The following is a 23023-nucleotide window of genomic DNA, read 5'->3' as shown; positions in this document are numbered from 1 at the left end:
CGTCAGGCTGCCGCCTCGATGATGTCGGAATAGCCGTTGGCTTCGAGCTCATGCGCCAGCGTCTTGTCGCCCGACTTGACGACCTGCCCCTTGTAGAGAACGTGGACCGTATCCGGGACGATGTAGTCGAGCAGGCGCTGGTAGTGGGTGATGACGACAACGGCGCGATCCGGCGAACGTAGTGCGTTGACGCCGTCGGCGACGATCTTCAGCGCGTCGATGTCGAGGCCCGAGTCGGTCTCGTCGAGCACGCAGAGCTTCGGCTGAAGCAGCGCCATCTGCAGGATTTCCGCACGCTTCTTTTCACCGCCCGAGAAGCCGACATTCAGCGGCCGACGCAGCATCTCCGGAGCGATCTTCAGCTCGGCGGCGGCTTCCTTGACGCGGCGCATGAATTCCGGCGTGGTCAGCTCGTCTTCGCCGCGATACTTGCGCTGCTCGTTCATCGCCACCTTGAGGAACTGCATGGTGGCAACGCCCGGGATCTCGACCGGATACTGGAAGGCAAGAAAGATGCCCTTGGCCGCGCGCTCCGAAGCATCGAGTTCGAGGATGCTTTCGCCGTTGTAGAGAATGTCGCCCTCGGTGACTTCGTAATCTTCGCGCCCCGAAAGGATGTAGGAGAGCGTCGACTTGCCGGAGCCGTTCGGTCCCATGATGGCAGCGACCTCGCCGGCCTTCACGGTCAGGTCCAGGCCGCGGATGATCTCGGTGCCGTCTTCGGCGATGCGGGCGTGCAGGTTCTTGATTTCAAGCATTTCAAATCGTCCTCTTGGGAAACGAATAGTTTTCGCGCGCAGGTCCAGCGCGCCGGTTCAATTGTCAGTCCCAGGCCTCAGCCCACCGAGCCTTCCAGCGAGATGCCGATAAGCTTCTGCGCCTCGACGGCGAATTCCATCGGCAGTTCCTGGATCACTTCCTTGACGAAGCCGTTGACGATCAGTGCGATCGCCGCTTCTTCCGGAATGCCGCGCTGCAGGCAGTAGAACAGCTGATCCTCGGAAATCTTCGAGGTCGTCGCCTCGTGCTCGAACTGTGCGGTCGAGTTCTTCGCCTCGATATAGGGAACCGTATGGGCGCCGCACTTGTCGCCGATCAAGAGCGAGTCGCACTGCGTGAAGTTGCGGGCGTTCTCCGCCTTGCGATGCGCCGAGACCTGACCGCGATAGGTGTTGTCCGAAACACCGGCAGCGATGCCCTTGGAGATGATGCGGCTCGACGTGTTCTTGCCGAGATGGATCATCTTGGTGCCGGAATCCACCTGCTGGTGACCGTTCGACACGGCGATCGAGTAGAACTCGCCGCGCGAACCGTCGCCGCGCAGAATGCAGGACGGGTATTTCCAGGTGATCGCCGAACCGGTCTCGACCTGCGTCCAGGAGATCTTCGAGTTCTTGCCGCGGCAATCGCCGCGCTTGGTCACGAAATTGTAGATTCCGCCCTTGCCGTGCTTGTCGCCCGGATACCAGTTCTGCACCGTCGAATACTTGATCTCGGCGTCATCGAGCGCGATCAGTTCGACGACTGCGGCGTGAAGCTGGTTCTCGTCGCGCTGCGGCGCCGTGCAGCCTTCGAGGTAGGAGACATAGGCGCCCTCGTCGGCAATGATCAGCGTCCGCTCGAACTGGCCGGTGTTTCGCTCGTTGATGCGGAAATAGGTCGAAAGCTCCATCGGGCAACGAACGCCCTTCGGCACATAGACGAAGGAACCATCGGTGAAGACCGCGGAGTTCAGGGTCGCGTAGAAGTTGTCCGACTGCGGCACCACGGTACCCAGATACTTCCGCACGAGATCGGGGTGCTCCCGCATCGCCTCCGAGATCGACATGAAAATCACGCCGGCCTTCTTCAACTCTTCCTTGAAGGTGGTGACGACGGAGACGGAATCGAACACCGCATCGACGGCGATCTTCGTCTTCTCGACGCCGGCGAGGATCTCTTGCTCTTTCAGCGGAATGCCGAGCTTCTCATAGACCTTCAGCAGCTCCGGATCGACCTCGTCGAGCGACTTCGGCCCGGTCGTGCCCTTCGGCGCGGCATAATAGTGGATCTCGTTGAAGTCGATCTTCGGATACTTGACACGCGCCCAGCTCGGCTCGTCCATAGTGAGCCAACGCTGATAGGCCTCAAGGCGCCATTCGAGCATCCATTCCGGTTCGTTCTTCTTCTCGGAGATCAGGCGGATGATATCCTCGGACAGGCCCTTCGGCGCCTTGTCCATCTCTATCTTTGTCTCGAAGCCGTATTTGTATTGGTCCACGTCGATCTGGCGGACCTGATCAATGGTCTCCTGCACGGCAGGCATGTCGCTCTCCAATCTCGCCGGATCCAAGGTCCGGCGGCTTGTCAACGCGGTGCAATATGTGCGCACCGCTTATGTAATGGCTAAAAGGCGGTTTTCACCCCGTTTGCCAAGCGGAAAATTGCTTTTCCGCAATTTCGTTCAAGGCATTCCGCATTCACGCGGCCTGCCCGGTCGAGCGGCGCCGCGACGCCACTTTCGCGAAAACTGCCGCACAGCGTTCGATCTCCGCTTGCGTCGTGGACGCACCGATCGAAAGACGCAGGGCGCCCTGTCGCGGATCATAGCCCATCGCCGTCAGCACATGACTCTGTCCAACCTTGCCGGAAGAGCATGCAGAACCTGCCGAGAGGGCCACGCCTTCCAAATCGAAGGCAATCTGGCCAGTCTCCGCCTTCAGTCCGGGAAGCGTGAAGAAGGACGTGTTGGCGATCCGCGGCGCGTTGCGGCCGTGGATCACCACATCCGGCGCGCTTTCCAGCATCTCTGCCTCGAGCCGATCGCGCAGAACGGCGATTGCGGTCGTGCGCGCCTCGAGGTTATCGGTAGCCACCCGCGCAGCCGCCCCGAAACCGACGAGCGCCGGAGCGTTCTCGGTGCCGGAGCGATGGCCCTTTTCCTGGCCGCCGCCGCGGATCAAGGGTGCCGGCATCATCACCTCGCCGCGGGCGACGAGGGCACCGGCCCCCTTCGGCCCACCGATCTTGTGCGACGAGACGATGAGGAAATCGGCGCCCAGGTTCTCGATCGACAGCGGCAGGCGGCCGGCGGCCTGCACGGCATCGACCACCAACAGCCCGCCATGGGCACGCACGATCGCGGAAACTTCGGCGAGCGGCTGGACAATACCCGTCTCGTTGTTGGCGAGCATGACGGCGACCATGGGCAGGCCGCGCTGGCGGTCATGCGCCGAGAGTAACGTCTCGAGCGCGACGCAGTCGACGACGCCGCCGCTCGTGACCCGCACTTCGCAAATATCTTCCCGGGCAAAACGTCCGCCCTCGCGAACCGCCGGATGCTCGATCGCAGAAACATAGAGCTTGCCGAGTTTCAGCGGCGTGCGTCCCATCCGGAATTCCGGCGTCAGGACCATGTTGGCCGCTTCCGTGGCGCCGCTGGTGAATATCACCGAGGCGGGCTGCGCACCGCAAAGCGCGCCAACGTCCCGCCGCGCGCTCTCGATCATGCCGCGAACCACCCGACCCTCGCCGTGAACGGATGAGGGATTGCCAACCGCATCGAGCGCAGACAGGAATGCTTCTCGCGCTTCGGGCAGAAGCGGCGCTGTCGCATTCCAGTCCATATATATGCGCGGTCCGGTCATTGCTTCCTTCGCTAGAGCAGACGGTTCAGTCCGTGCAATCGATGCCGTTGCATTTTTCTTGAATTTTCCGCGCCGCTTGTCCTATGAGACGGACGAACGCGGCGGAGTGCCCGCATCGAAGTTTTGAACGGTTCTAAAGTGCGTTCTAGAAAAGCTGACTGCTTTCGTCAAGACAGATTGGCATCGAGAACGACGATTTGAACCAGAAACGTTCCCGGAGAACCAATGCCCGAAATCATCTTCAACGGACCGGCCGGCCGCCTCGAAGGTCGCTATCAGCCTTCGAAGCAGAAGAGCGCACCGATCGCGATCATCCTGCATCCGCATCCGCAGTTCGGCGGGACGATGAACAACCAGATCGTCTACCAGCTCTTCTACATGTTCCAGAAGCGCGGCTTCACGACCTTACGGTTCAATTTCCGCGGCATCGGCCGCAGCCAGGGCGAGTTCGATCACGGTGCGGGCGAGCTCTCCGATGCGGCCTCGGCGCTCGACTGGGTGCAGAGCCTGCATCCCGACTCGAAGAGCTGCTGGGTGGCCGGCTATTCGTTCGGCGCCTGGATCGGCATGCAGCTTCTGATGCGCCGCCCGGAAATCGAAGGTTTCATGGCGGTTGCGCCCCAGCCGAACATCTATGATTTCTCGTTCCTGGCGCCCTGCCCGTCGTCGGGTCTCATCATCAATGGCGACTCCGACAAGGTCGCGCCGGAGAAGGACGTGAACAGCCTCGTCGAAAAGCTGAAGGCGCAGAAGGGTATCCTGATCACCCACAGGACCGTTACCGGAGCAAACCATTTCTTCAATGGCCAGATCGAGACGCTGATGACGGAATGCGAGGACTATCTCGACCGTCGCCTCAACGGAGAGCTGGTGCCGGAGCCCGCTGCCAAGCGCATCCGCTGAGCCGCGCCACATCATCCTTCACTCGGCCCGGAGATCGCAATCGGTTTCCGGCCGTTTTATATCTACCGTTATTGTCGCCCCACGCGAAGGGAGCCGACCGGCTCGCCGGTTGCCGGCTGTTCGGCGCATTCCACCCGATTCCGGCCGCCGGCCTTGGCGACGTAGAGCGCCTTGTCGGCGCGCTGCATGGCCGCTTCCAGTGACTCCCCAAGAACAAGGGCGGCAACGCCGAAGCTCGCTGTTATCGTGACGCTTTCAGGCAATCCGTCGATCCGGGTCGATGCGAGCGCCGCGCGCATCCCATGCGCGAGCACGCGGGCTTCCGCCAGGCCGAGGCGCGGAAGAAACACGGCAAATTCCTCGCCACCCAACCGCGCCGCTACCGCCCGGCTCGGCATGAGCTCCACGAGCACCCGTGAAAACTGTCCGATGACCCCGTCGCCGGCATGATGTCCATAGGTATCGTTGACCAGCTTGAAACGGTCGAGGTCGGCAAGGATGAGGGTACCCGGACCGTCGGCGCCAGCGGTTTCGAGAACGGACGTCAGGCGATCGACAAAGCCGCGGCGGTTGTAGAGGCCCGAAAGAGCATCGAGCTCCGAACTGGCGCGGGCCTCGTCGATGATTTCCTTGACCATCACCCCGAGCATGGCGATGCCGGTCGCAACGATCAGCATCGCCCCGAGTGCCTGCGAAATCAGCGCGAAAGGGGTGCCGAGATAGTCGGACGCCGTGGCGCCCGCCCCGGCGGCAATAGCGGCGTAGATTTTCACCAAATAGTAGACCGAGGTCAGAACCAGAAGGCCGCCTAGGATCCAGTCGGCCGGGAACCTGCGCTTCGACCTGACGATCGTCGAAGCGGACCACATCTGGATGACGAAGAACGGCAGCTGATAGAAGAAGGCGTGCTTAATCGTTCCGCGCGGCAGGTCGTAGATCAGCAGATCGAGGATCACCGAAGCGAGAAAGAAGCCGGCCAAGAGCGGCAGGCGCGTCGGCACGCGGTAGAAAAACCCGAGTGCGATGCGGATCAGAATGAAGCCGGCGAGCACGCTCGCAAAGGCGCCGACAGCAAAAAGCTTCGGTACGACCGAGAAGGGCAAGGCGGTCTCGAACACGGCCGAGAGCGAGGCGACAGTGAAGCCGGCGGCGCACCAGATCGCCGGTTTTTTTTCACGGCTCTTCGCCGCGATGATGAGAAAGGCCACGACGAAGATCTGGGCGATGATGAAATTCACCGCCAGCAGGGAAATCGCTCCACCCATCAATAAGATCCGAACAACATCAGGAGCCGACCATGTGCTCCGCAATTAAACCAATCAGAAATGCGCGCAGATTAGCGGCCTCGCACGAAGAAATCATTAAACCGCCCCGGCGTTTGTGCCCGTCGACGCGGGCGCCGGCCTCGCCAACGTTCCGCCGCTTACCGGCCGGATGACGCCCGTAGTCGCGGGATAGCTCAACGGCAGCCCGCGCAACGATCTTACGGCCAGGTAGGCCCAGGCTTCGGCTTCCATCGAATCGCCGTTCAGACCCAGCGCCTCGGCCGCAAGCACGCGTCCGCCTGCTGCTTCTGCAAGTAAGGCCAGGTCCTGCATGATCACAGGATTGAGGCGGCCGCCGCCGCAGACAATGTAAGTCGCCGGCATTTGCGGAAGATGAGCTGCCGACCGGACTATGGCGGCCGCTGTCACATGCGCCAAGGTGCGGGCCCCGTCTTCAAGGCTCGCCTCTGCAGCGATCGGCGGCGAAAAGTCGTTGCGGTCGAGCGAGCGGCGCTTTTCCAACGAGAAGAAGGGATGAGCGAGGTAGCGCTCGGCAAGCTCCGGCAGCACCGACCCTTCGGCTGCAACCATGCCGCCCTGGTCATAGGGAATTCCGGCATGCGCCTCCATCCACTGGTCGATCAACGTGTTTCCCGGTCCGCTGTCATAGGCAATGATAGCCTCGCCTGCACCGATGTAGGTGATGTTGGAAATGCCGCCAATATTGACGAAGGCGACGGGCGCGTCGATGTCCGAGCTCTGCGACATGCTTTCCGCCAACGCGGCATGATAGGCCGGTATCAGCGGCGCCCCCTGGCCGCCATGCGCCATGTCGTTCGCCCGCATGTCGTAGACCACGTCGGTCAGCGTTTCCCGCGCCAGCAGCTCTCCATCCCCGACCTGCACGGTCAGGGCTTCGTCGGGACGGTGGAGGACCGTCTGTCCATGGAAACCTATTACATCAACATTGCCGGACAATAGATTGTTTTCCTTGAGGAATGCCTTGACCGCCTGTGCGTGCAGCAACGTCATGTCCCGCTCGAGGTCCGCCAGCGTCCCCGGTCGCTCGTCCCTTTTGCGGATCGACCTGGCATCCTCGAGCCCCTGCTTCAGCCGGTCCCGGAAGCGCGGCTCATAGGCATATCCCGCTGACGGTCCCCTTCGAACGATCGTTTCGCCGTCGGTCTCGAGGAGAGCAACGTCGATACCATCCATGCTCGTGCCGCTCATGAGGCCGATCGCCGTCAACACCTTGCCCATGGACGTCCTCCACGCTTTCCGTTGCCACCGGTCATAGCAAAACGCTGCCCCAGCAAAAACGTGCACTTTCGACAAAACAGTGATAAACGCCCGCCGCAGACGTCCAAACAAGCCGAAAGAGACAGCTTATGTCCGAGTTCAAGTCCGATTTCCTACACACGCTTCACGAACGCGGTTTCATCCACACCACATCGGATGATGCCGGCCTCGATGAGCTGTTCCGAAAGGAAACCGTGACCGCGTATATCGGCTTCGACCCGACGGCCCCGAGCCTGCATGCGGGCGGACTTATCCAGATCATGATGCTGCACTGGCTTCAAGCGACGGGTCATCGCCCGATCTCGCTCATGGGCGGCGGCACCGGCATGGTCGGCGACCCGTCCTTCAAGGACGAGGCACGGCAGTTGATGACCCCGGAAACCATCGCTGCCAATATCGCGAGTATCAAGACCGTCTTCTCCAACTATCTTCGCTATGGCGACGGCCCGACTGACGGATTGATGATCAACAACGCCGATTGGCTGCTGGGTATCAACTACCTCGAGTTCTTGCGAGACGTTGGCCGCCACTTCTCGGTTAACCGCATGCTTTCCTTCGACAGTGTCAAAACGCGCCTCGATCGCGAGCAGTCGCTGTCGTTCCTCGAGTTCAACTACATGATCCTGCAGGCCTACGATTTCGTGGAGCTATACAAGCGGACCGGCTGCCGCCTCCAGATGGGCGGCTCGGACCAATGGGGCAATATTATCAACGGCATCGATCTCGGCCATCGCATGGGTACGCCGCAGCTCTATGCGCTGACTTCACCGCTGCTGACGACTGCCTCGGGCGCCAAGATGGGCAAGTCGGTCAATGGCGCCATCTGGCTCAATCCCGACATGCTCGGCTCCTATGATTTCTGGCAATACTGGCGCAATACAGAGGACGCCGACGTCACGCGCTTCCTGAAGCTCTACACGACGTTGCCGATGTCGGAAATCGAGCGACTGTCCAAGCTCGGCGGCTCCGAAATCAATGAGGTGAAAAAGATCCTGGCGACCGAAATCACCGCCATGCTGCATGGTCGGGCAGCCGCGGAGCAGGCAGCCGAAACGGCCCGCAAGACCTTCGAGGAAGGCGCGCTTGCGGAAAACCTGCCGTCGATCGAGGTCCCCGCTCCTGAGCTCGAATCGGGTCTCGGCCTGCTGACGCTGGTGGTGCGCGCCGGCCTTGCGGCATCGAACGGCGAGGCTCGCCGTCACGTGCAGGGTGGCGCCGTCCGCGTCAACGACGAGCAGATCAATGACGAGCGCCGCGTCGTCGGAAGCGGCGACGTCACCGGCGACGGTGTCGTCAAGCTGTCGCTCGGCAAGAAGAAACACATTCTGGTGCGGCCCGTCTGAACGGCCCCCCCCCCGCGTCAATCGATGAAGGCCGGCCGCTGCGCCGGCCTTTTTCATTGAAACTCGAAAATGCTGCGGAACACGCCCGGGGCGATGAGCGACAGCGGATTGATCGTCAGATTCGGCTGGTTGAAGGGTCCGGTCAGTTTGAAGGTGATGCCGAGAAGGCCGCGGTCGCGACCGTTACCGAGCAGGACGCCGATCAGCGGCAACTCGCCGAACAACCGGTTGATGCCATAGGCCGGCATGAAGGTGCCGGTCATGTCCATGCGGCCGTTTCTGTCGCGGACCGTGCCCTGGAAGGTGGCACCGACATCGAGCCCGCGCAGCACGCCGCTGTCGACCCGGATGACGCCGCGATCGAGGAGGAGCTGGGCGAAGCCTCGCTCGAAACGGGCCGTGCTCACGTCGATATCCCTGCGCACCGCCTGATTTAGGCTGCGGCCATCCTGGCCGGCCGGCGTCGAGACCATCGACTGCAGCTTCTGTTCGCCAACGAGCGAAAATTTCCGCAGATCGACAGTGCCGCGCCAAGATCTGGCGCCGCGGTCCCGGAGCCGCAGGTTCAACAGGCCGCCGCGCATGTTTCGATAGATATCGGTGAAGCGCCCGAGAGCGCCGGCGTCGGTCGTCGTCAGCTCCAACGTGTTGTCCGGCCCCTCTTTCACCAGTCTGGCGACCACCGCCTGCCCGCTTGCGGTTAGCGCCGACAGATCGATATCGTCGATTTCTTGACCGCGGGCAGAATGGGAGAATCTCACATTGAAAAAGACCTCACCATTGAAGCCGACGACGCGGTCGAGCCGGGCGCTGATCCTTACATTGCCATCGTCTCCGGAGCCGGATTCGCTCTTCGCCCGCGCCAGGGGCAATCTGATATCCGCGGAAGAACCGGTGAGGGCGACCACATAACCGCCTTTGGCCCGTTCGACCGTCACGGCGAAATCGTCTCCTGCCGCCAGGCGCACGTCATGCAATCGGGCCGATGCGAGGCCGCCGTCGTCGACGCGGAGATTGCCACCCGCACCAAATCCGTCACCCTTTATGCTGAAATCACTTATCTCCGTGAGCGCTTCGCTTTTCCTCACCGTGAATTCCGCATTGGCCGCAATGCCGGCGCCTTTGCTCCAGCCGATCCACGGCAGCGACAGAGCCGCCTTTCCGAGATCGGCTTTCACAGACTGGCTGCCGTCATCCGAAAGCGACACTTCCACGCTGACCGGCCCGCTGACGATGCCGGACAAGGCAGGGGCGATCTTGCGCCGCGCCGCGTCGTCGAGGGTTCCGGAGATCTCCCGTGTCCGCGTCACATTCGCCTTTGTATCTACTGGTTCGGTCAGCGCAATGCGCATTTCTGCGCCATCGATCAGGGCATCGGCATCGAGAACCGCTCGGGTGTTGTCGATCCGCATGGTTCCGGACAGATCGGCGATTTCGCGGCCGGAAATCGGCCGGTTTATCGTCACCTTCTGCAATTGCATTTCCGCCTGCCACAAGGGCGGCGGCGGGTTCTGATTTGAAATCAGTCCGAAGCGGGCTCCGACCAATGCCGTCATCGGTCCGGTGAAATCCTCGGGCAGGAAGGGCGTCTTCTGTAACGCCCGGATCGGCTTGTAGCTGACAAGCTCGGCAATGGAGTCGGCCTCGCCGCCCACCTCGATCTTCATTTCCGCCATCAGCGGTTTGCTGTAGACATCCGGAATCACGAAGTCGCCGCCGTTCAGCGCCACGGACCGGCCGGAGGGGAAAAAGGCGGCCCCGCGGCCAACCTGGACCGTCATTCGCTCGCCACGCAATTCGAAGTGCCCGGAGGTGTCGCGCAGCGGCGGAATTTCGCCGGCGATGTTGATTCGCGTGTTGTCGATCGAGAAGTTGATATTGAGCTCGTTTTCATTGAGCTTCAATTCGCCATCGCTGCCGGCAATTCTGCCCTCCGGGATGGAGACCTCTATCTGCGCATCCGACACCGTCCCGCCGAAGAGATTGCCGATCGCCCATCGCCGCGCACCCTTGGCCACCCACCAGGGCCATAATTGCTTGACCGCCGTCGGCTGCATCCGATCGCTCACCGCGGCGAAGTTGATCTGGGGCGAGGTGTCGCCGAAGGCGACCGCGAGCGAACCCGCCATGGACCCCAGCGGACTGGAGATTGCCAGCTCATCGAAGATCAGCCGATGGCTACCGGTCTCGAATCGGCCATTCGCCTTGGCGTCGAAGGAGAGCGGCCGTTCCTGCATGTCTTCCGGGGCGGAGCTCGCGTCTTTCAACAGCAGGTCGACGGCAAAGCCCGGCTGGCTTCCTTCGGAAACCTTGTCGAGGTCGATCAAGGCGCCGGTAAAGGGAAAAACCGAGCGTCCGATCTTGACCGCTGACGGAAGGATCTCGACCGAAGAGCGGTCGAAGTCGTAAGAGGCGTTCAGTTCCGACGGCCTGAGCGCCGAGACTAGTCCTCCGGCATGAAACGCCCCTTCAGACGTTCTGATGCCGACCGTCAAAGCCGGAGTGGCGCCCACCGCTGCACGGGTTGCCTTCAAGCTGACCTCGGCCGAAGCATCAATTCCGAAGGCTTCTTCGCTGCCGGACTTGCCGTGATAGAGAAAGGGCGAGAGCGGCAGGGAGGTGAAAACCGCCTCGATGCCGGCGATGCTGTCGCCCTGGCCGTAGGCCCTCGCCTCGAGCTGCGCCTCCTTGCCGTCTATGGCAACGGAGCCGTCGACGCGGATGGAGCCGTCGTCATTGCGCGCGAAGGCCAGCGTCCTGACATCGATCGGAACGATCCGGCCGCGGGTCCCCGCCATCGACAGGCTCAGATTCGAAAGCTGAACGGTCCTCGTCGAACTTCGCGCGGTCAGCCGCGACATGGCGTCGATATGGGTGAACAGCTTTTCGAGAGCCGTGCCGGTGTCGGCAATGCGAATCGCCGTGAGGTCTATGGGCTCGCCGCGCGGCAAGAGGCCGGTATCGAGCTCGCCGCCCTCCGCCTCCAGCCGCGACACGGCGATGCGGCCGGTCATCAGCGCAAGGGGATCGAGCGCGATCGAGACTGCCGCCAGCTTGGCGACCGGGCGCCCGGAGGCATTGTCGTTCAACGTGACGCCGCGCGCCTTCAGCGCCAGCGCCCCGCGACCGGTGAGACGGACAACCGTGCTTTCGACATCCGCCTTGTAGTTGGCGCCAAGGGCGGTGTTGAGCGCCGTGCGCGCGCGGGCATTCAGAGGACCGTCGACTAGGCCGCTCTCGATCACCGCGACGAGCGAGGCAACTGCGACGAAGACGACAAGCAAACAGCAGAGCAGAAGCTTGGCGAAGAGACGCAGCATGCCACCCGAGACGTGGGTGTGCACGAGGACCGGGTCGTGGGCCTGGGCCGAGGGAAGCGCGTCCAGTGCGACGATGTCTTCCTTGCGAAAGCAAACCCTTTCGCCGCGGATGTCACTCATCGGCGCGGGTTTCCTCCACCTGCTTGCTGCATTGCATTCTTCCTATCCGGACAGACATCGTGTACGCCCGGGGTCGTTCCTATCCTGTAGATCACAAATCGCCGGACCAAGTCACCACGCTTCGCTGTGGTTGCTTGTGGAAAGCGCGCGACGGCCATCCCTGGCATCCGAAGATGCTCGATCCAGGCGCGGCCTTTGTCTTGCGACATGGCATTCATTATGGCTCGTAGCCACAAGAGCCGTCGGACAGCTGTCAAAGCAGCCGCAAACGCACTGGACGGACCCCGACGAACTTGGGTATCCCCTATGTGCGAAATGTCGATAAAACTTGGCGTAAGAAAGGCTTAAACATGGCACCTTTGCGGCCCGGCGATCCTGCTCCGGATTTCGAGCTCGCCCGCGACGGCGGCGGCTCGATTTCATTGTCCGCGCTTCGCGGCAAGCCGGTGGTGTTGTTCTTCTATCCCAAGGACGACACCAAGACCTGCACCGTCGAAGCGATATCGTTTTCCGGTCTCTCTAAGGAATTCACCGCGGCCCGTGTCGCGCTGATCGGCATCTCGCCCGACTCGGTCAAGAGCCATGACCGCTTTGCCAAGAAGCACGACCTCGCTGTCGCGCTCGCGGCGGACGAAGACAAGGCCGTCGTCAACGCCTACGGTGTGTGGGCGGAAAAAAGCATGTATGGCCGGAAGTATATGGGTGTCGAACGGACAACCTATCTGATCGATGCAGCCGGCATCATCAGCCGCGTCTGGGAAAAGGTTAAAGTTGCGGGACACGCCGAGGAAGTTCTCGCCGCGGCGAAAACTCTCCGCACTGCCTGAACTGATGGCTGTGCTGCCGCAATTTACCAGCCTGCGCGGTGCCGCTGTGGAAGCGATCCGTGCAAGCGACCTGACCGTCAAAACGGAACTCGCGCAGGAGGCCGCACGCCGCTGGCAGGCGCGAACGCTCTCCCTGCGCTCGCCGCTCGATCGGCCGGTGCCCGCAAGGCCTGGGCGGCCGGAAAGGCCCATCCTCACGCCGCCGACGCAGGTCAAGCGGCGTTCCCTCGGCTCATTGAAGGGCCGAATCGCCCTCCTTCACGCCATTGCCCATATCGAACTGAATGCCGTCGATCTCGCGCTCGATATCGTCGCGCGCTTCGCCACTGAGCCCGTGCCGCAATCCTTTTTCGATGGATGGATGCAGGTCGCGTTCGAGGAGGCCAAGCATTTTCGCCTGGTGCGGCAGAGGCTCAACGATCTGGACGCGGACTATGGCGACCTGCCCGCCCACGACGGACTGTGGCAGGCGGCCCACGACACGCGCAACGATCTGACCGCCCGGCTGGCCGTCGTGCCGCTCATCCTCGAGGCGCGCGGCTTGGACGTCACTCCGGCGCTGCAGGCGAAGATGCGCGAGACCGGCGATCATCAAAGCGCTGCCGTTCTCGACGTCATCTATGAGGACGAGAAGGGCCACGTCGCGGTCGGCGCGAAATGGTTCCGCTTCCTCTGCGCGAGGCAGAAGAAGGACCCGGCCGCCACGTTCCAGGCACTGGTGCGTGCGAATTTCCGCGGGCCGCTGAAGGCGCCCTTCAACGACGTGGCGCGCGCCGAGGCCGGCCTGACGCCGTCGTTCTACCGATCGATGACGGCCTCCACCAACATCTGACGAAAAACACCAACACTTTATTAACCCTAATAAAGTGTAATCACCCTTGGGGCAAAACGCGAGTTTGGGTCGCATCTGGCGGGGGTGACGGGGTGTCTATTCGTCCGGAAAACCGGGGGTTCGGCAAACGCAGGGAAAGTCACGTTCTGATTCTCGCGAGCGGAGACAGGGTTCGTCACATGACGATCCGGCCCTGGATGGCCGCCGGCGTCACGTCGCTCATCGGCATCTTCGGCATCGGCTATCTCGCCGCGACCACCTATCTCGTGCTGCGCGACGATCTGATCGGCGGCACGATCGCGCGCCAGGCGCGCATGCAGCATGAATACGAGGACCGAATCACGGCGCTTCGCGCGCAGGTCGATCGTGTGACGAGCCGGCAGTTGCTGGACCAGCAGATCGTCGAAGAAAAGGTCGACAAGCTCCTGCAGCAGCAATTGGAGCTTGCCTCTCGCAGCGGCAGGCTCGGCACATTGGCAGAGAACGCCGAACCGCCGACGGGCGGAGACGCGGCAGCACTGCCGGAGGCCGAGCCCCTCGCCTACGGGGATCGCGCCGAGGCGCCAGGCGGGATCAAGGCGATCGAAGAGATCATGGGCATCGCGGCAAAGAAGGCCGTGGTACCGGCACGGGCCTTGGCACTGGGCTATGCGCCGCAAGCGCAGTCGAACGGCCAAGGGGGAACGATCTCGGATCGAACGGATCGCATCTTTTCAAAGGTGACCCTCTCGCTGAAAGACGTCGAACGCGACCAGATGGCCCATGTGCTGCAATTGACGAGCAAGGCACAGACAACCTCCGAAGCGATCCGGACGATCGTCGAGCGTACAGGCGTCGTTCTTCCGGCTCCGAAGGCCGTCGCCAGTTCCACCGCTGCGGCTTCGCCCGATGGAACGGCGGTCGGCGGCCCCTATATCGAGCCGCAGAGCCACGACGACTTCGAGCGGTCGCTCGCCACGCTCGACAGCGCCCTTGTCGGTCTGGAGGAGACCCGCAACGCTGCGCGAAAGCTCCCTCTCGAAAGCCCCGCGCCGGCCAGCGACGTCACCAGCAGTTTCGGAAATCGTCTGGATCCGTTTCTCGGACGATTGGCGCTCCACGCCGGAATCGACTTCCGCGCCGCGACCGGCACACGCATTCGCTCGACCGCAGCGGGAACCGTGACGACCGCCGGGCACGCGGGCGGCTACGGCAACATGATCGAGATCGACCATGGAAACGGCGTCTCGACGCGTTATGCGCACCTCGCCAGTATCCTCGTGCATGTCGGAGATCGGGTCGAAACCGATCAGGTTATCGCCCAATCAGGCAGCACGGGACGGTCGACGGGTCCGCACCTGCACTACGAGGTCCGGCTGAACGGCCTGGCCGTCGATCCGATGCGCTTCCTACGCGCCGGTACAAGGCTCGCCGGCTATCTGAACTAACGCATAAATCGCCGTCGACGCGGTCGGCCGTTGACAAGAAAAGCAAAAGATTCGCATCCATTTACGGTGCGAAGGGTCAACGTGCTGGATTTCTTGACTTTCGGCGCCTTTCGTCTTAAGAGCGCCGCCACAGGATGGTGATTTTCCATCGATCGATCAGTGTTCTATTGAACCGGAACGGAAACAGATTCCCCTTTGACCAATTTTGCTGACCTTGGCCTGAGCCAAAAAGTTCTCTCCGCTGTTACTGACGCGGGCTACACAACGCCGACACCGATCCAAGTAGGCGCCATTCCGCCGGCCCTTCAGCGTCGCGACATCCTCGGCATCGCGCAGACCGGCACGGGCAAGACGGCGTCCTTCGTGCTGCCGATGTTGACGCTCCTGGAAAAGGGCCGCGCGCGTGCACGCATGCCGCGCACCTTGATCCTGGAGCCTACCCGTGAGCTTGCGGCGCAGGTTGCAGAGAACTTCGACAAGTACGGCAAGAATCACAAGCTCAATATTGCGCTCTTGATCGGCGGCGTCTCCTTCGACGAGCAGGACCGCAAGCTCGAGCGCGGCGCCGACGTTCTGATCTGCACGCCCGGCCGCCTGCTCGATCATGTCGAGCGCGGCAAGCTGCTGATGACCGGCGTGGAAATCCTCGTTATCGACGAGGCCGATCGCATGCTCGACATGGGATTCATCCCGGATATCGAGCGGATCGCGAAGCTTATTCCCTTCACCCGGCAGACGCTGTTCTTCTCAGCAACCATGCCGCCGGAAATCCAGAAGCTTGCCGACCGGTTCCTGCAGAACCCTGAGCGGGTGGAAGTCGCCCGCCCTGCCTCGGCGGCAATCACCGTGACGCAGCGCTTCGTCGCCGCGCACGGAAAGGATTACGAAAAGCGCGCCGTGCTGCGGGATCTCATACGCGCTCAGGGCGAACTCAAGAACGCGATCATCTTCTGCAACCGCAAGAAGGACGTCGCCGAGCTCTTCCGCTCGCTCGACCGCCATGGCTTCTCGGTTGGTGCACTGCACGGCGACATGGACCAGCGCTCTCGCATGGCGATGCTGGCCAGCTTCAAGGACGGCAATATCCAGTTGCTCGTTGCTTCGGACGTCGCGGCGCGCGGGCTCGACATTCCGGACGTCAGCCACGTGTTCAATTTCGATGTGCCGATCCACGCGGAAGACTATGTGCACCGCATCGGCCGTACCGGCCGGGCGGGACGCTCCGGCGCCTCCTTCACGATCGTGACGAAACGCGACACGAAGTTCTCCGACGCCATCGAGAAACTGATCGGCCAGAAGGTCGAGTGGATGAACGGAGACCTTTCCGAACTGCCCGAGCCGATGGAAAGCCATGACAGCCGGCGCGAGCGCGGCCGCGACGGCCGCAGGGATCGCAAAAAAGATGTGGAACGCGCTGGCCGGGCGCGCGGCGATCATAAATCCGATACGGCCCGTGTCGATAATGTGACCGAATTCGAACCAGTCGCGGAAAGGGCGGAAGCGGTGAAACCGGAACGTAGTGCCGACAACAGGCAGAGCCATGCGAGCCGCAACGATCGTCCGGGCCGAGCGCAGAACGCCGCCAATGACGACAATCGCGATCGTCGTAACCGCAACCGCCGCGATCATGACGATGGCCCGACGCCTGTCGGCTTCGGCGACGAGATTCCAGCCTTCATGCTGATCGCCGGCAAGGCGTGACAGTCGCTCCATGGCATTCCCCGGCATCGATTTTCCGGGCCTCGGCTGCGGGCTCGCGATTTTGCGGGACGGCAAGATCCTTCTCTGCCGGCGCCTGAAGGCACCGGAGGCCGGCCACTGGAGCATCGTCGGCGGCAAGGTCGACCACATGGAGCGCGCGGAGGATGCCGCACGCCGGGAAGCGGAAGAGGAAAGCGGCCTCTCGATCCGTTCGACGCGGTTTCTCTGCATCAGCGAGCAGATGATCGAGGCCGACCGGCAGCACTGGATCTCGCTGATCTATGCGACGGATGATTTTTCCGGCGAGCCGCGCCTCACCGAACCGGACAAGCTTTCCCACATAGGCTGGTTCGATCTTACCGCCCTGCCCCAGCCACTATCCCGCTTCGCGGCGGATGCCGTGCGCGCGCTTGGGTAAGGCTTGTTCCGCGCACTCACTTCTTCGCCCTGAGCGCGGCTGAATAGGCCAGCTTCACCCAGCGGGCCATCTCGTCCGGATCGTCATAGGCCGAATCAGGAATGCTCCAATAGGGCATTTTCACCGGCTTGCCCTTGCCGTCATAGGCCCATTGCCGGGCGCCGGCCTCCTCCAGCTGCAGAGCCGTTTCGGCGTCACCCTTCAGAAGGATCTCCCCGTCGACCTCGACGGCGAGAATGACGCCATCGCAATAGATGCCCTTGCCGCCGAACATGCGGCGAATGCTGATCGGACCCAATGTCTGAAACATCTCCTCGATCGCGGGATTGTCCATCGCTCACTCCTTCAATGTGCCGCCGGCGGCCAGGACTGCTTCGGGCGTATCGACATCGAGGCGCGCGGCGGCGCCCAGTTCAACATCGATCACCGGAAGACCACAGCTTTCGATTATATCCCTCGCCCCCACATCGCCTACGAGGTGCCGTACCGCCGCGAAGGTGGATCGCGGCAGGATGACCGGATTTCCGCGCTGTCCCTCGGAAACCGCTCGCACGACGGCACTGCCCGATTCACCGTCGAAAGCCGCAATCATCGTTGCGAGATGCTCCGACGTGACACCCGGCATGTCTGCCAGCATCACCAGCATGCCGCCCGCTTCCGCTCCCGCGGCCGACAGACCTGCAATGAGCGACGACGCCATGCCGCTCTCGTAGTCGGGGTTCGAGGCAAACGTCACCGGCAGGCCGGATAGTGCAGCCCGGATCTCGCCCTCGCGGTAGCCGGTGACCACCACGACCTTGCCTTTGCCGCCGGCCAGTGCCATCTCGACTGAGCGGCGAACGAGCGGCACGCCATCGAATTCGGCAAGAAGTTTGTGCCGCCCTGCGGGTCCCATCCGGCTTGCCCGGCCGGCAGCCAGCACGACGATCGCGACCGGACCGGGCTGCGGCCTGACTGCTGCTTCCCGCGGCTGCGGCCGCGCCGGGATCTCCTTCAGCAAACCACCGACGCCGAGTCCGGTAATGTCGGCCGGGCTCGGCCACTCGCCGGCGAGCAGCCGGTCGAGGATCCAGTCGAAGCCATTTTCCTTCGGGCTGCGGGCGCAGCCGGGTGCACCGATGACGGGGATTTCGCCCAGGCGGCCAAGAACGAGCAGATTGCCCGGGTCGACGGGCATGCCGACGTGCTCGACGGTCCCGCCGGCGCGCCGGATCGCGGCCGGCACCACATCTTCAGGGTCGGCGACGGCCGAAGCGCCGAAGACGATCAGCAGGTCGTGTGAAGCCTTAAGTTCGGCAATCGCCCCGGCGACGGCCGTCTCGGTGTGAGGGAGACGACGCTCCGTGTCCAAGCTGCTGCCGGATTGAGCGAGCCGCGCCGCCAGCACAGCACGCGTCTTGTCCATTACCTGGCGCTTCAGCGACGGCAATTCGGTTGCGATCAAGGCGGCGCGTCGCGGCACAAAGGGTTTTACTTCAAAGGCGGGGCCGGCGCGAAGCACGGCAACTGCTTGCTCGACGAAATGTCCCGCCACCGCCAGTGGAATGATCTTGATCGTCGCCACCATGTCACCCGCACTGACGGGGACATGGTCGGCAAGACAGGCAAGCGTGATCGCCGGATCAATGCGGTTCACTTGATCGACAATGGTATCATTTGCGACGAAAAGGCCCGGCGCTGTCGCATACACATTGACGCGGCCGGTCGCGGCTGGCGAGAAACGCAGATGGTCCGGGGCGATGGCGGCGGCGATCCGAGTCGCGGCCTCATCTTCCGTGAGATCGTCGAAATCCAGTCGGGCAACGATGACTTCCCGGATATTGGCGTCGTCAAGCATGGCGAGATCATCCGGGCTCAGGCGATGGCCTTTCGCCAGCTTGCCTGCCTCTGTTTTGACGGAGTGCGCCAGAATTGCGCCTTCCGCTTGCGCAAGCGGCACAGGACCAAACCTCATGTTGCGTGCCCCTGTTCTTCGGGATCGCGATGGCGGAGGGCGCCGATGATTTGCGCAAGGACGGCGACGGCGATTTCGGCGGGGCTCGCCGCGCCGATATCAAGGCCGATCGGCGCCCTGATGCGGCCGATTTCCTCTTGCGAGACGCCCGCCGACCGCAATCTCTCGACGCGCGCCGCATGGGTCTTGCGGCTGCCGAGCGCGCCGACATAGAAGCAGCCCGCCTCGAGGGCGGCCCGGATCGGATAGTCGTCGATCTTCGGGTCGTGGGTGACGGCGGCCAGGGCCGTATAGCGGTCGAGCGGTCGCGTCGGCAGAACATCTTCCGGCCAATCCGCCAGAAGCTCGATGTCCTGGAAGCGCTCCGCCGTCGCGAAGGCGGTGCGCGGGTCTATGATGGTCATGTCGAAGCCGGCGACCGGCGCCAGCCGCGCAAGCGCCTGGGAGATATGGACGGCGCCGATGACAACCAAGCGCGGCGGCGGCAGGTAGACGTTGATGAAGGCGGGTTGGTCGTCGAGCGTCGCAAGTTTGGGACGACCCGACCGAAGCGTTTCAGAGATGGCGGCCTCCCATTCGGCCGGGAATGCTTCGCCCTCGATGAAGGCCTGCGCGCGGCCGCTCGAAATATCATTGACGACCACGGCGGGCCGCCGTGCCGACCGCGCCTCGTTCAGCTTCTCAAGAGTGGACAGTTGCATGGTCTCAGCCGTCTATTCGCTCAACATAGACCCGGATCCGGCCGCCGCAGGATAGGCCGACCCGCCATGCCGTTTCGTCGGCGACGCCGAATTCGAGAACCTTCGAGACGCCTGACGCGATCACGTCGGCCGCTTCGCTGACGACGGCGCCTTCGACGCAACCGCCGGACACAGAGCCTTCGAAATTGCCCCCGCCGTCAATGACCAGATGGCTGCCGACTGCGCGGGGCGCGGAGCCCCAGGTCTCGATGACCGTCGCCAATGCCACGGCCCGGCCTTTCCTGTGCCATGCCTCGGCAATCTCCAACGGGTCGAGCATCTTCGCTTCGTTCGTCATATTGTTGGTACTCCCGCTGGTCCCCTCTTAGATCATGATGATCTAAGCGCAGTTCAACCCATCTCATCGCTTCAAGTCGCAGGCCGGAGCGCGGCTCGCCATGGATCAAGGAAGCGCCGTGGGTCGGCGTCGCGCCTCCGCTCGCCGGACAGGGACTTTACCAGTTCTTCGACGGATTCCAGATTGTGCACGGTCCGAAATTCATCGACATGCGGCAGCATTGCCCTGACACCGCGGGCCCGCGCCTCGAAGCCCTCGAAGCGGAGCAGCGGATTGAGCCAGATCAGTCGGCGGCAGGAGCGATGCAGGCGATCCATCTCGATCTCAAGTTGCACCGTGTCGTCACGCTCGAGGCCGTCGGTCATCAAGAGGACGATAGCGCCCTGTCCCAGGACACGCCGAGACCAACGACGGTTGAACTCCTGCAGCGTTTCGCCGATGCGGGTACCGCCCGACCAGTCCTTGACCGCAGCGACGCATTCGTCGAGCGCCTCGTCGGGATCACGATTGCGCATTTGGCGGGTGACGTTCGTCAGCCGCGTGCCGAAGAGAAAAGTCTCAACGCGGTGGCGCTCTTCTGTCAGTGCATGCAGGAAATGCAGGAACACCCGCGTATACTGCGTCATCGAGCCCGAAATATCCGCAAGCACGACGAGCGGCGGATGCCTGAGACGCGGCTCCCGGAAGCGAGGCTGGATGAACTCGCCGCCGAGCCGCATGGCATCGCGCATGGTCGCGCGCGGATCGATCCGGGCCGGCCGATGGGACGGGCGGAAGCGCCGTGTCTTGACCCGATCGAAGGGCAGGAGCAGCGACGACATCGCCCTACGCGCCTCGGCGATTTCTGCGGCCGTCATCTGCGCAAAATCCGCCTTGCGAAAGAGCTCCCGGCCTGAGGCGGTGAAGCGCGCGTCGATCTCGATCTGCTCCTCCTCCTGAGCCTGTCGAGTGTCGTCCCGGCCGCTCAGGAGCGCTTCGCTAAGGCGTGCCTCGCCGGCTCGCCGCCGCCGATCATCTCTTACGCGTGCAGGGGCGACGGGCGACAATAGCGCGATCATCTTGCGGACGAGATCGCGCTTGCGCCAGAACAGGCGGAACGCTTCATCAAAGAGCGGCTGGTCCTCGTGCCTCTTCACCAGCGTGCATTGCAGCGCGGCGTAGAACTCCGGGCGCGATCCGATGCCGATTGCGCCGACCGCTTCGATGGCGTCCGCAATCGCGCCCGGACCGATCCGCATGCCTGCCCGTCGCAGCGCCCGGGCGAAGAAGACAATGTTGTCGGCAAACTGCCCGCGGTCCGGGCGATGGCTTACTCCCGCGGCATCCGGCGCGCCCGTCATGGTGTCAGCCCTCAGCCGAAAGTTCGCGCTTGACCTCTTCGAGCAACCTGCGCCCTTCAGCGCCCTCTATCCGGGAGATGTCATCCTGATACTTGAGCAGCGTTCCAAGCGTATCGGCGAGGGTCTCCGGATCGAGCGCCAGCGCATCGAGCTCGGTCAGCGCCGTCGCCCAGTCGATCGTCTCCGCGACGCCGGGATTCTTGAAGAGATCGACCGTCCGGAGCTTCTGGACATAAGCGACGATCTCCCGGGAGAGCGTCGCATTGCAGCCCGGCACCTTGCGCCGGATGATCTCCAGCTCCTGTGACGCGCGGGGATAGTCGACCCAATGATAGAGGCAGCGGCGCTTCAAGGCGTCGTGGATTTCGCGCGTCCGGTTGGTGGTGATGATGACGATCGGCGGCTCCTCGGCGCGGATCGTTCCAAGCTCGGGAATGGTCACCTGGAAGTCCGAAAGAACCTCGAGGAGGAAAGCCTCGAAGGCCTCGTCGGTGCGGTCGAGCTCGTCGATCAGAAACACCGGCGCGCGGCCGGCATTCGCCGAGATCGCCTGAAGCACCGGACGCCGGATGAGGAAGCGTTCCGAGAAAATGTCGCTTTCCACCCTTTGCCGGTCGACCATGCCTGCGGCCTCCGAAAGGCGGATTTCCAGCATTTGCGCCGGGTAGTTCCATTCATAGACGGCGGAGGCGACGTCGAGTCCTTCATAGCATTGCAGCCGGATCAGCGGTCGATCGAGCGAGCGGGAGAGCACCTTGGCGATTTCGGTCTTGCCGACCCCGGCTTCTCCTTCGAGAAAGAGCGGGCGCTTCATTCTGAGTGCCAGGAAAAGAACGGTGGCGAGAGCGGTTCCGGCGAGATAGTTCTCCGATTCCAGCAGCGCCATCGTCTCGTCGATGGACTGGGGCGTTCTGCCTGTCTCGTGTCTCGCCATGTTCGCTCCTCTGCCGAGGAAAATTATAGCGTGCGGTATCCCCGGTCCACATAAATGAGCGGTGGTGTCTTTTCGCCGATCCGTACGTCGACCACCTCGCCGAAGAGTATCGCGTGGGTAGCCATGATTTTCACTTCGATCAGACGGCAATCGAAGGCGGCGATGGCGTCGGCGAGAATTGGCGCCCCGGTCGCAAGCTGCGTCCAGCGGCCGAGGGCAAATCGGCGCTCCATCTCGAGTTGATCGCGTCCGGAAAAAGCATGGGCCAAGGCGAGATGCTGCCTGCCCAGGACGTTCAGTGCAAAACTGTCGTTGCGGAAAAAGATATCGTTGCGGGGATTTGCCGCATTGAGGCAGGCAAGGATCGTCGGAGGTTCGTCCGATACCGAACAGGAGGCAGTGATGGTAACGCCGCGCCGCTCGTCACTATCCGCTGCGGTGATCAACTGCACGTGATGAGACAGGCGGCTCATCGTATCGCGGTAGCTTATCGGGTCCAGCCGGGTCTTCTCCAACACATCACGCTCCGGATCGGTATCTCGCACATACATAGACTGTCGCAAGGAATATGAAACTAGGCCGACCGAGAATCTTGCCGATCAGCGCATACGCATGACGCAGATCGGGCGATCCCCCGTTCCTACCAGCATCTTTTCCTTTGACGAGTTGAGCCACT

The 23023-nt window shown here is 62.7% G+C and carries 20 protein-coding genes; 7 read left to right on the top strand and 13 right to left on the bottom strand.

What is annotated here, in order from left to right:
• Positions 1-2: 2 nt before the first annotated feature.
• The 3 genes from sufC to NXT3_RS09730 form a co-directional block, all read right to left on the bottom strand.
• Positions 3-758: a Fe-S cluster assembly ATPase SufC gene (sufC, locus tag NXT3_RS09740; RefSeq protein WP_097538328.1), complete on the bottom strand. Its 756-nt coding sequence runs from the start codon at positions 756-758 to the stop codon at positions 3-5.
• A 77-nt stretch (positions 759-835) separates the two neighbouring features.
• Positions 836-2305 (bottom strand): Fe-S cluster assembly protein SufB, encoded by a 1470-nt coding sequence (gene sufB, locus NXT3_RS09735; RefSeq protein ID WP_097524810.1) that lies wholly within the window; start codon positions 2303-2305, stop codon positions 836-838.
• A 154-nt stretch (positions 2306-2459) separates the two neighbouring features.
• Positions 2460-3626 carry a cysteine desulfurase family protein gene (locus NXT3_RS09730; protein WP_104839252.1) on the bottom strand — a complete coding sequence of 389 codons (1167 nt, stop codon included), beginning with the start codon at positions 3624-3626 and terminating at the stop codon, positions 2460-2462.
• A gap of 225 nt (positions 3627-3851) precedes the next feature.
• Here NXT3_RS09730 and NXT3_RS09725 point away from each other — a divergent pair, with 225 nt between their 5' ends.
• On the top strand, positions 3852-4529 hold the full coding sequence (locus NXT3_RS09725) for an alpha/beta hydrolase (protein WP_037422116.1): 678 nt from the start codon (positions 3852-3854) through the stop codon (positions 4527-4529).
• 68 nt (positions 4530-4597) lie between these two features.
• Here NXT3_RS09725 and NXT3_RS09720 read toward each other — a convergent pair whose 3' ends face one another.
• Together NXT3_RS09720 and NXT3_RS09715 are read right to left on the bottom strand one after the other, a co-directional pair.
• On the bottom strand, positions 4598-5794 hold the full coding sequence (locus NXT3_RS09720; RefSeq protein WP_104839251.1) for a GGDEF domain-containing protein: 1197 nt from the start codon (positions 5792-5794) through the stop codon (positions 4598-4600).
• Positions 5795-5890: 96 nt separating this feature from the next.
• Positions 5891-7054 carry an anhydro-N-acetylmuramic acid kinase gene (locus tag NXT3_RS09715; RefSeq protein WP_097524807.1) on the bottom strand — a complete coding sequence of 388 codons (1164 nt, stop codon included), beginning with the start codon at positions 7052-7054 and terminating at the stop codon, positions 5891-5893.
• Between the two features lie 128 nt (positions 7055-7182).
• On the opposite strand from NXT3_RS09715, the gene tyrS reads away from it, so the two are divergent.
• Positions 7183-8436: a tyrosine--tRNA ligase gene (gene tyrS, locus NXT3_RS09710; protein ID WP_097524806.1), complete on the top strand. Its 1254-nt coding sequence runs from the start codon at positions 7183-7185 to the stop codon at positions 8434-8436.
• Positions 8437-8489: 53 nt separating this feature from the next.
• Here tyrS and NXT3_RS09705 read toward each other — a convergent pair whose 3' ends face one another.
• On the bottom strand, positions 8490-11876 hold the full coding sequence (locus NXT3_RS09705) for a YhdP family protein (RefSeq protein ID WP_097524805.1): 3387 nt from the start codon (positions 11874-11876) through the stop codon (positions 8490-8492).
• A 350-nt stretch (positions 11877-12226) separates the two neighbouring features.
• On the opposite strand from NXT3_RS09705, the gene NXT3_RS09700 reads away from it, so the two are divergent.
• From NXT3_RS09700 to NXT3_RS09680, 5 genes are all read left to right on the top strand, one after another.
• On the top strand, positions 12227-12703 hold the full coding sequence (locus NXT3_RS09700) for a peroxiredoxin (RefSeq protein WP_097524804.1): 477 nt from the start codon (positions 12227-12229) through the stop codon (positions 12701-12703).
• A gap of 4 nt (positions 12704-12707) precedes the next feature.
• Complete coding sequence (locus NXT3_RS09695) at positions 12708-13535, top strand: ferritin-like domain-containing protein (protein ID WP_037422101.1); 828 nt, start codon at positions 12708-12710, stop codon at positions 13533-13535.
• 92 nt (positions 13536-13627) lie between these two features.
• A complete protein-coding gene (locus NXT3_RS09690; RefSeq protein WP_104839250.1) occupies positions 13628-14962 on the top strand; it encodes a M23 family metallopeptidase in 1335 nt (444 codons plus the stop codon).
• Positions 14963-15157: 195 nt separating this feature from the next.
• Positions 15158-16663 (top strand): DEAD/DEAH box helicase, encoded by a 1506-nt coding sequence (locus NXT3_RS09685; protein WP_037422097.1) that lies wholly within the window; start codon positions 15158-15160, stop codon positions 16661-16663.
• A gap of 10 nt (positions 16664-16673) precedes the next feature.
• Positions 16674-17081 carry an NUDIX hydrolase gene (locus NXT3_RS09680; RefSeq protein WP_037422094.1) on the top strand — a complete coding sequence of 136 codons (408 nt, stop codon included), beginning with the start codon at positions 16674-16676 and terminating at the stop codon, positions 17079-17081.
• Between the two features lie 16 nt (positions 17082-17097).
• On the opposite strand, the gene NXT3_RS09675 is transcribed toward NXT3_RS09680, so the two are convergent.
• The 7 genes from NXT3_RS09675 to NXT3_RS09645 all read right to left on the bottom strand — a co-directional run bounded on the left by NXT3_RS09675 (position 17098) and on the right by NXT3_RS09645 (position 22898).
• Entirely contained in the window at positions 17098-17415 is a 318-nt protein-coding gene (locus NXT3_RS09675; protein ID WP_037422091.1) for a TfoX/Sxy family protein, read from the bottom strand.
• Between the two features lie 3 nt (positions 17416-17418).
• Positions 17419-19035 (bottom strand): NTP transferase domain-containing protein, encoded by a 1617-nt coding sequence (locus tag NXT3_RS09670; RefSeq protein ID WP_104839249.1) that lies wholly within the window; start codon positions 19033-19035, stop codon positions 17419-17421.
• Positions 19032-19736 (bottom strand): XdhC family protein, encoded by a 705-nt coding sequence (locus NXT3_RS09665; protein ID WP_097524800.1) that lies wholly within the window; start codon positions 19734-19736, stop codon positions 19032-19034. Before NXT3_RS09665 ends, NXT3_RS09670 begins: the two co-directional genes overlap by 4 nt.
• Before the next feature lie 4 nt (positions 19737-19740).
• Positions 19741-20073: an XdhC family protein gene (locus NXT3_RS09660; RefSeq protein ID WP_104839248.1), complete on the bottom strand. Its 333-nt coding sequence runs from the start codon at positions 20071-20073 to the stop codon at positions 19741-19743.
• A 71-nt stretch (positions 20074-20144) separates the two neighbouring features.
• Complete coding sequence (locus NXT3_RS09655) at positions 20145-21413, bottom strand: vWA domain-containing protein (protein WP_097524798.1); 1269 nt, start codon at positions 21411-21413, stop codon at positions 20145-20147.
• 4 nt (positions 21414-21417) lie between these two features.
• Positions 21418-22347: an AAA family ATPase gene (locus NXT3_RS09650; RefSeq protein WP_097524797.1), complete on the bottom strand. Its 930-nt coding sequence runs from the start codon at positions 22345-22347 to the stop codon at positions 21418-21420.
• Between the two features lie 23 nt (positions 22348-22370).
• The gene (locus tag NXT3_RS09645) at positions 22371-22898 is read right to left on the bottom strand and encodes a flavin reductase family protein (RefSeq protein WP_037422072.1); all 528 of its coding nucleotides are present in this window, start codon (positions 22896-22898) and stop codon (positions 22371-22373) included.
• Positions 22899-23023: the final 125 nt, after the last annotated feature.

It is taken from the genome of Sinorhizobium fredii (genome assembly GCF_002944405.1).
Taxonomy (GTDB): Bacteria; Pseudomonadota; Alphaproteobacteria; order Rhizobiales; family Rhizobiaceae; genus Sinorhizobium; species Sinorhizobium fredii_C.
Note: the sequence above shows the minus strand (reverse complement) of the source record. Positions and strands in the feature narration are given on the sequence as shown.

Bases quoted from the DNA above. Each gene is read 5' to 3' on its own strand.
- NXT3_RS09675 (WP_037422091.1), bottom strand. From the start codon at position 17,415: ATGGACAATCCCGCGATCGAGGAGATGTTTCAGACATTGGGTCCGATC.
- NXT3_RS09725 (WP_037422116.1), top strand. From the start codon at position 3,852: ATGCCCGAAATCATCTTCAACGGACCGGCCGGCCGCCTCGAAGGTCGC.
- NXT3_RS09700 (WP_097524804.1), top strand. From the start codon at position 12,227: ATGGCACCTTTGCGGCCCGGCGATCCTGCTCCGGATTTCGAGCTCGCC.
- NXT3_RS09720 (WP_104839251.1), bottom strand. From the start codon at position 5,794: ATGGGTGGAGCGATTTCCCTGCTGGCGGTGAATTTCATCATCGCCCAG.
- NXT3_RS09650 (WP_097524797.1), bottom strand. From the start codon at position 22,347: ATGGCGAGACACGAGACAGGCAGAACGCCCCAGTCCATCGACGAGACG.
- NXT3_RS09660 (WP_104839248.1), bottom strand. From the start codon at position 20,073: ATGACGAACGAAGCGAAGATGCTCGACCCGTTGGAGATTGCCGAGGCA.
- NXT3_RS09665 (WP_097524800.1), bottom strand. From the start codon at position 19,736: ATGCAACTGTCCACTCTTGAGAAGCTGAACGAGGCGCGGTCGGCACGG.
- tyrS (WP_097524806.1), top strand. From the start codon at position 7,183: ATGTCCGAGTTCAAGTCCGATTTCCTACACACGCTTCACGAACGCGGT.
- sufB (WP_097524810.1), bottom strand. From the start codon at position 2,305: ATGCCTGCCGTGCAGGAGACCATTGATCAGGTCCGCCAGATCGACGTG.
- NXT3_RS09645 (WP_037422072.1), bottom strand. From the start codon at position 22,898: ATGTATGTGCGAGATACCGATCCGGAGCGTGATGTGTTGGAGAAGACC.
- NXT3_RS09695 (WP_037422101.1), top strand. From the start codon at position 12,708: ATGGCTGTGCTGCCGCAATTTACCAGCCTGCGCGGTGCCGCTGTGGAA.
- sufC (WP_097538328.1), bottom strand. From the start codon at position 758: ATGCTTGAAATCAAGAACCTGCACGCCCGCATCGCCGAAGACGGCACC.
- NXT3_RS09705 (WP_097524805.1), bottom strand. From the start codon at position 11,876: ATGAGTGACATCCGCGGCGAAAGGGTTTGCTTTCGCAAGGAAGACATC.
- NXT3_RS09680 (WP_037422094.1), top strand. From the start codon at position 16,674: ATGGCATTCCCCGGCATCGATTTTCCGGGCCTCGGCTGCGGGCTCGCG.
- NXT3_RS09730 (WP_104839252.1), bottom strand. From the start codon at position 3,626: ATGACCGGACCGCGCATATATATGGACTGGAATGCGACAGCGCCGCTT.
- NXT3_RS09655 (WP_097524798.1), bottom strand. From the start codon at position 21,413: ATGACGGGCGCGCCGGATGCCGCGGGAGTAAGCCATCGCCCGGACCGC.
- NXT3_RS09670 (WP_104839249.1), bottom strand. From the start codon at position 19,035: ATGAGGTTTGGTCCTGTGCCGCTTGCGCAAGCGGAAGGCGCAATTCTG.
- NXT3_RS09715 (WP_097524807.1), bottom strand. From the start codon at position 7,054: ATGGGCAAGGTGTTGACGGCGATCGGCCTCATGAGCGGCACGAGCATG.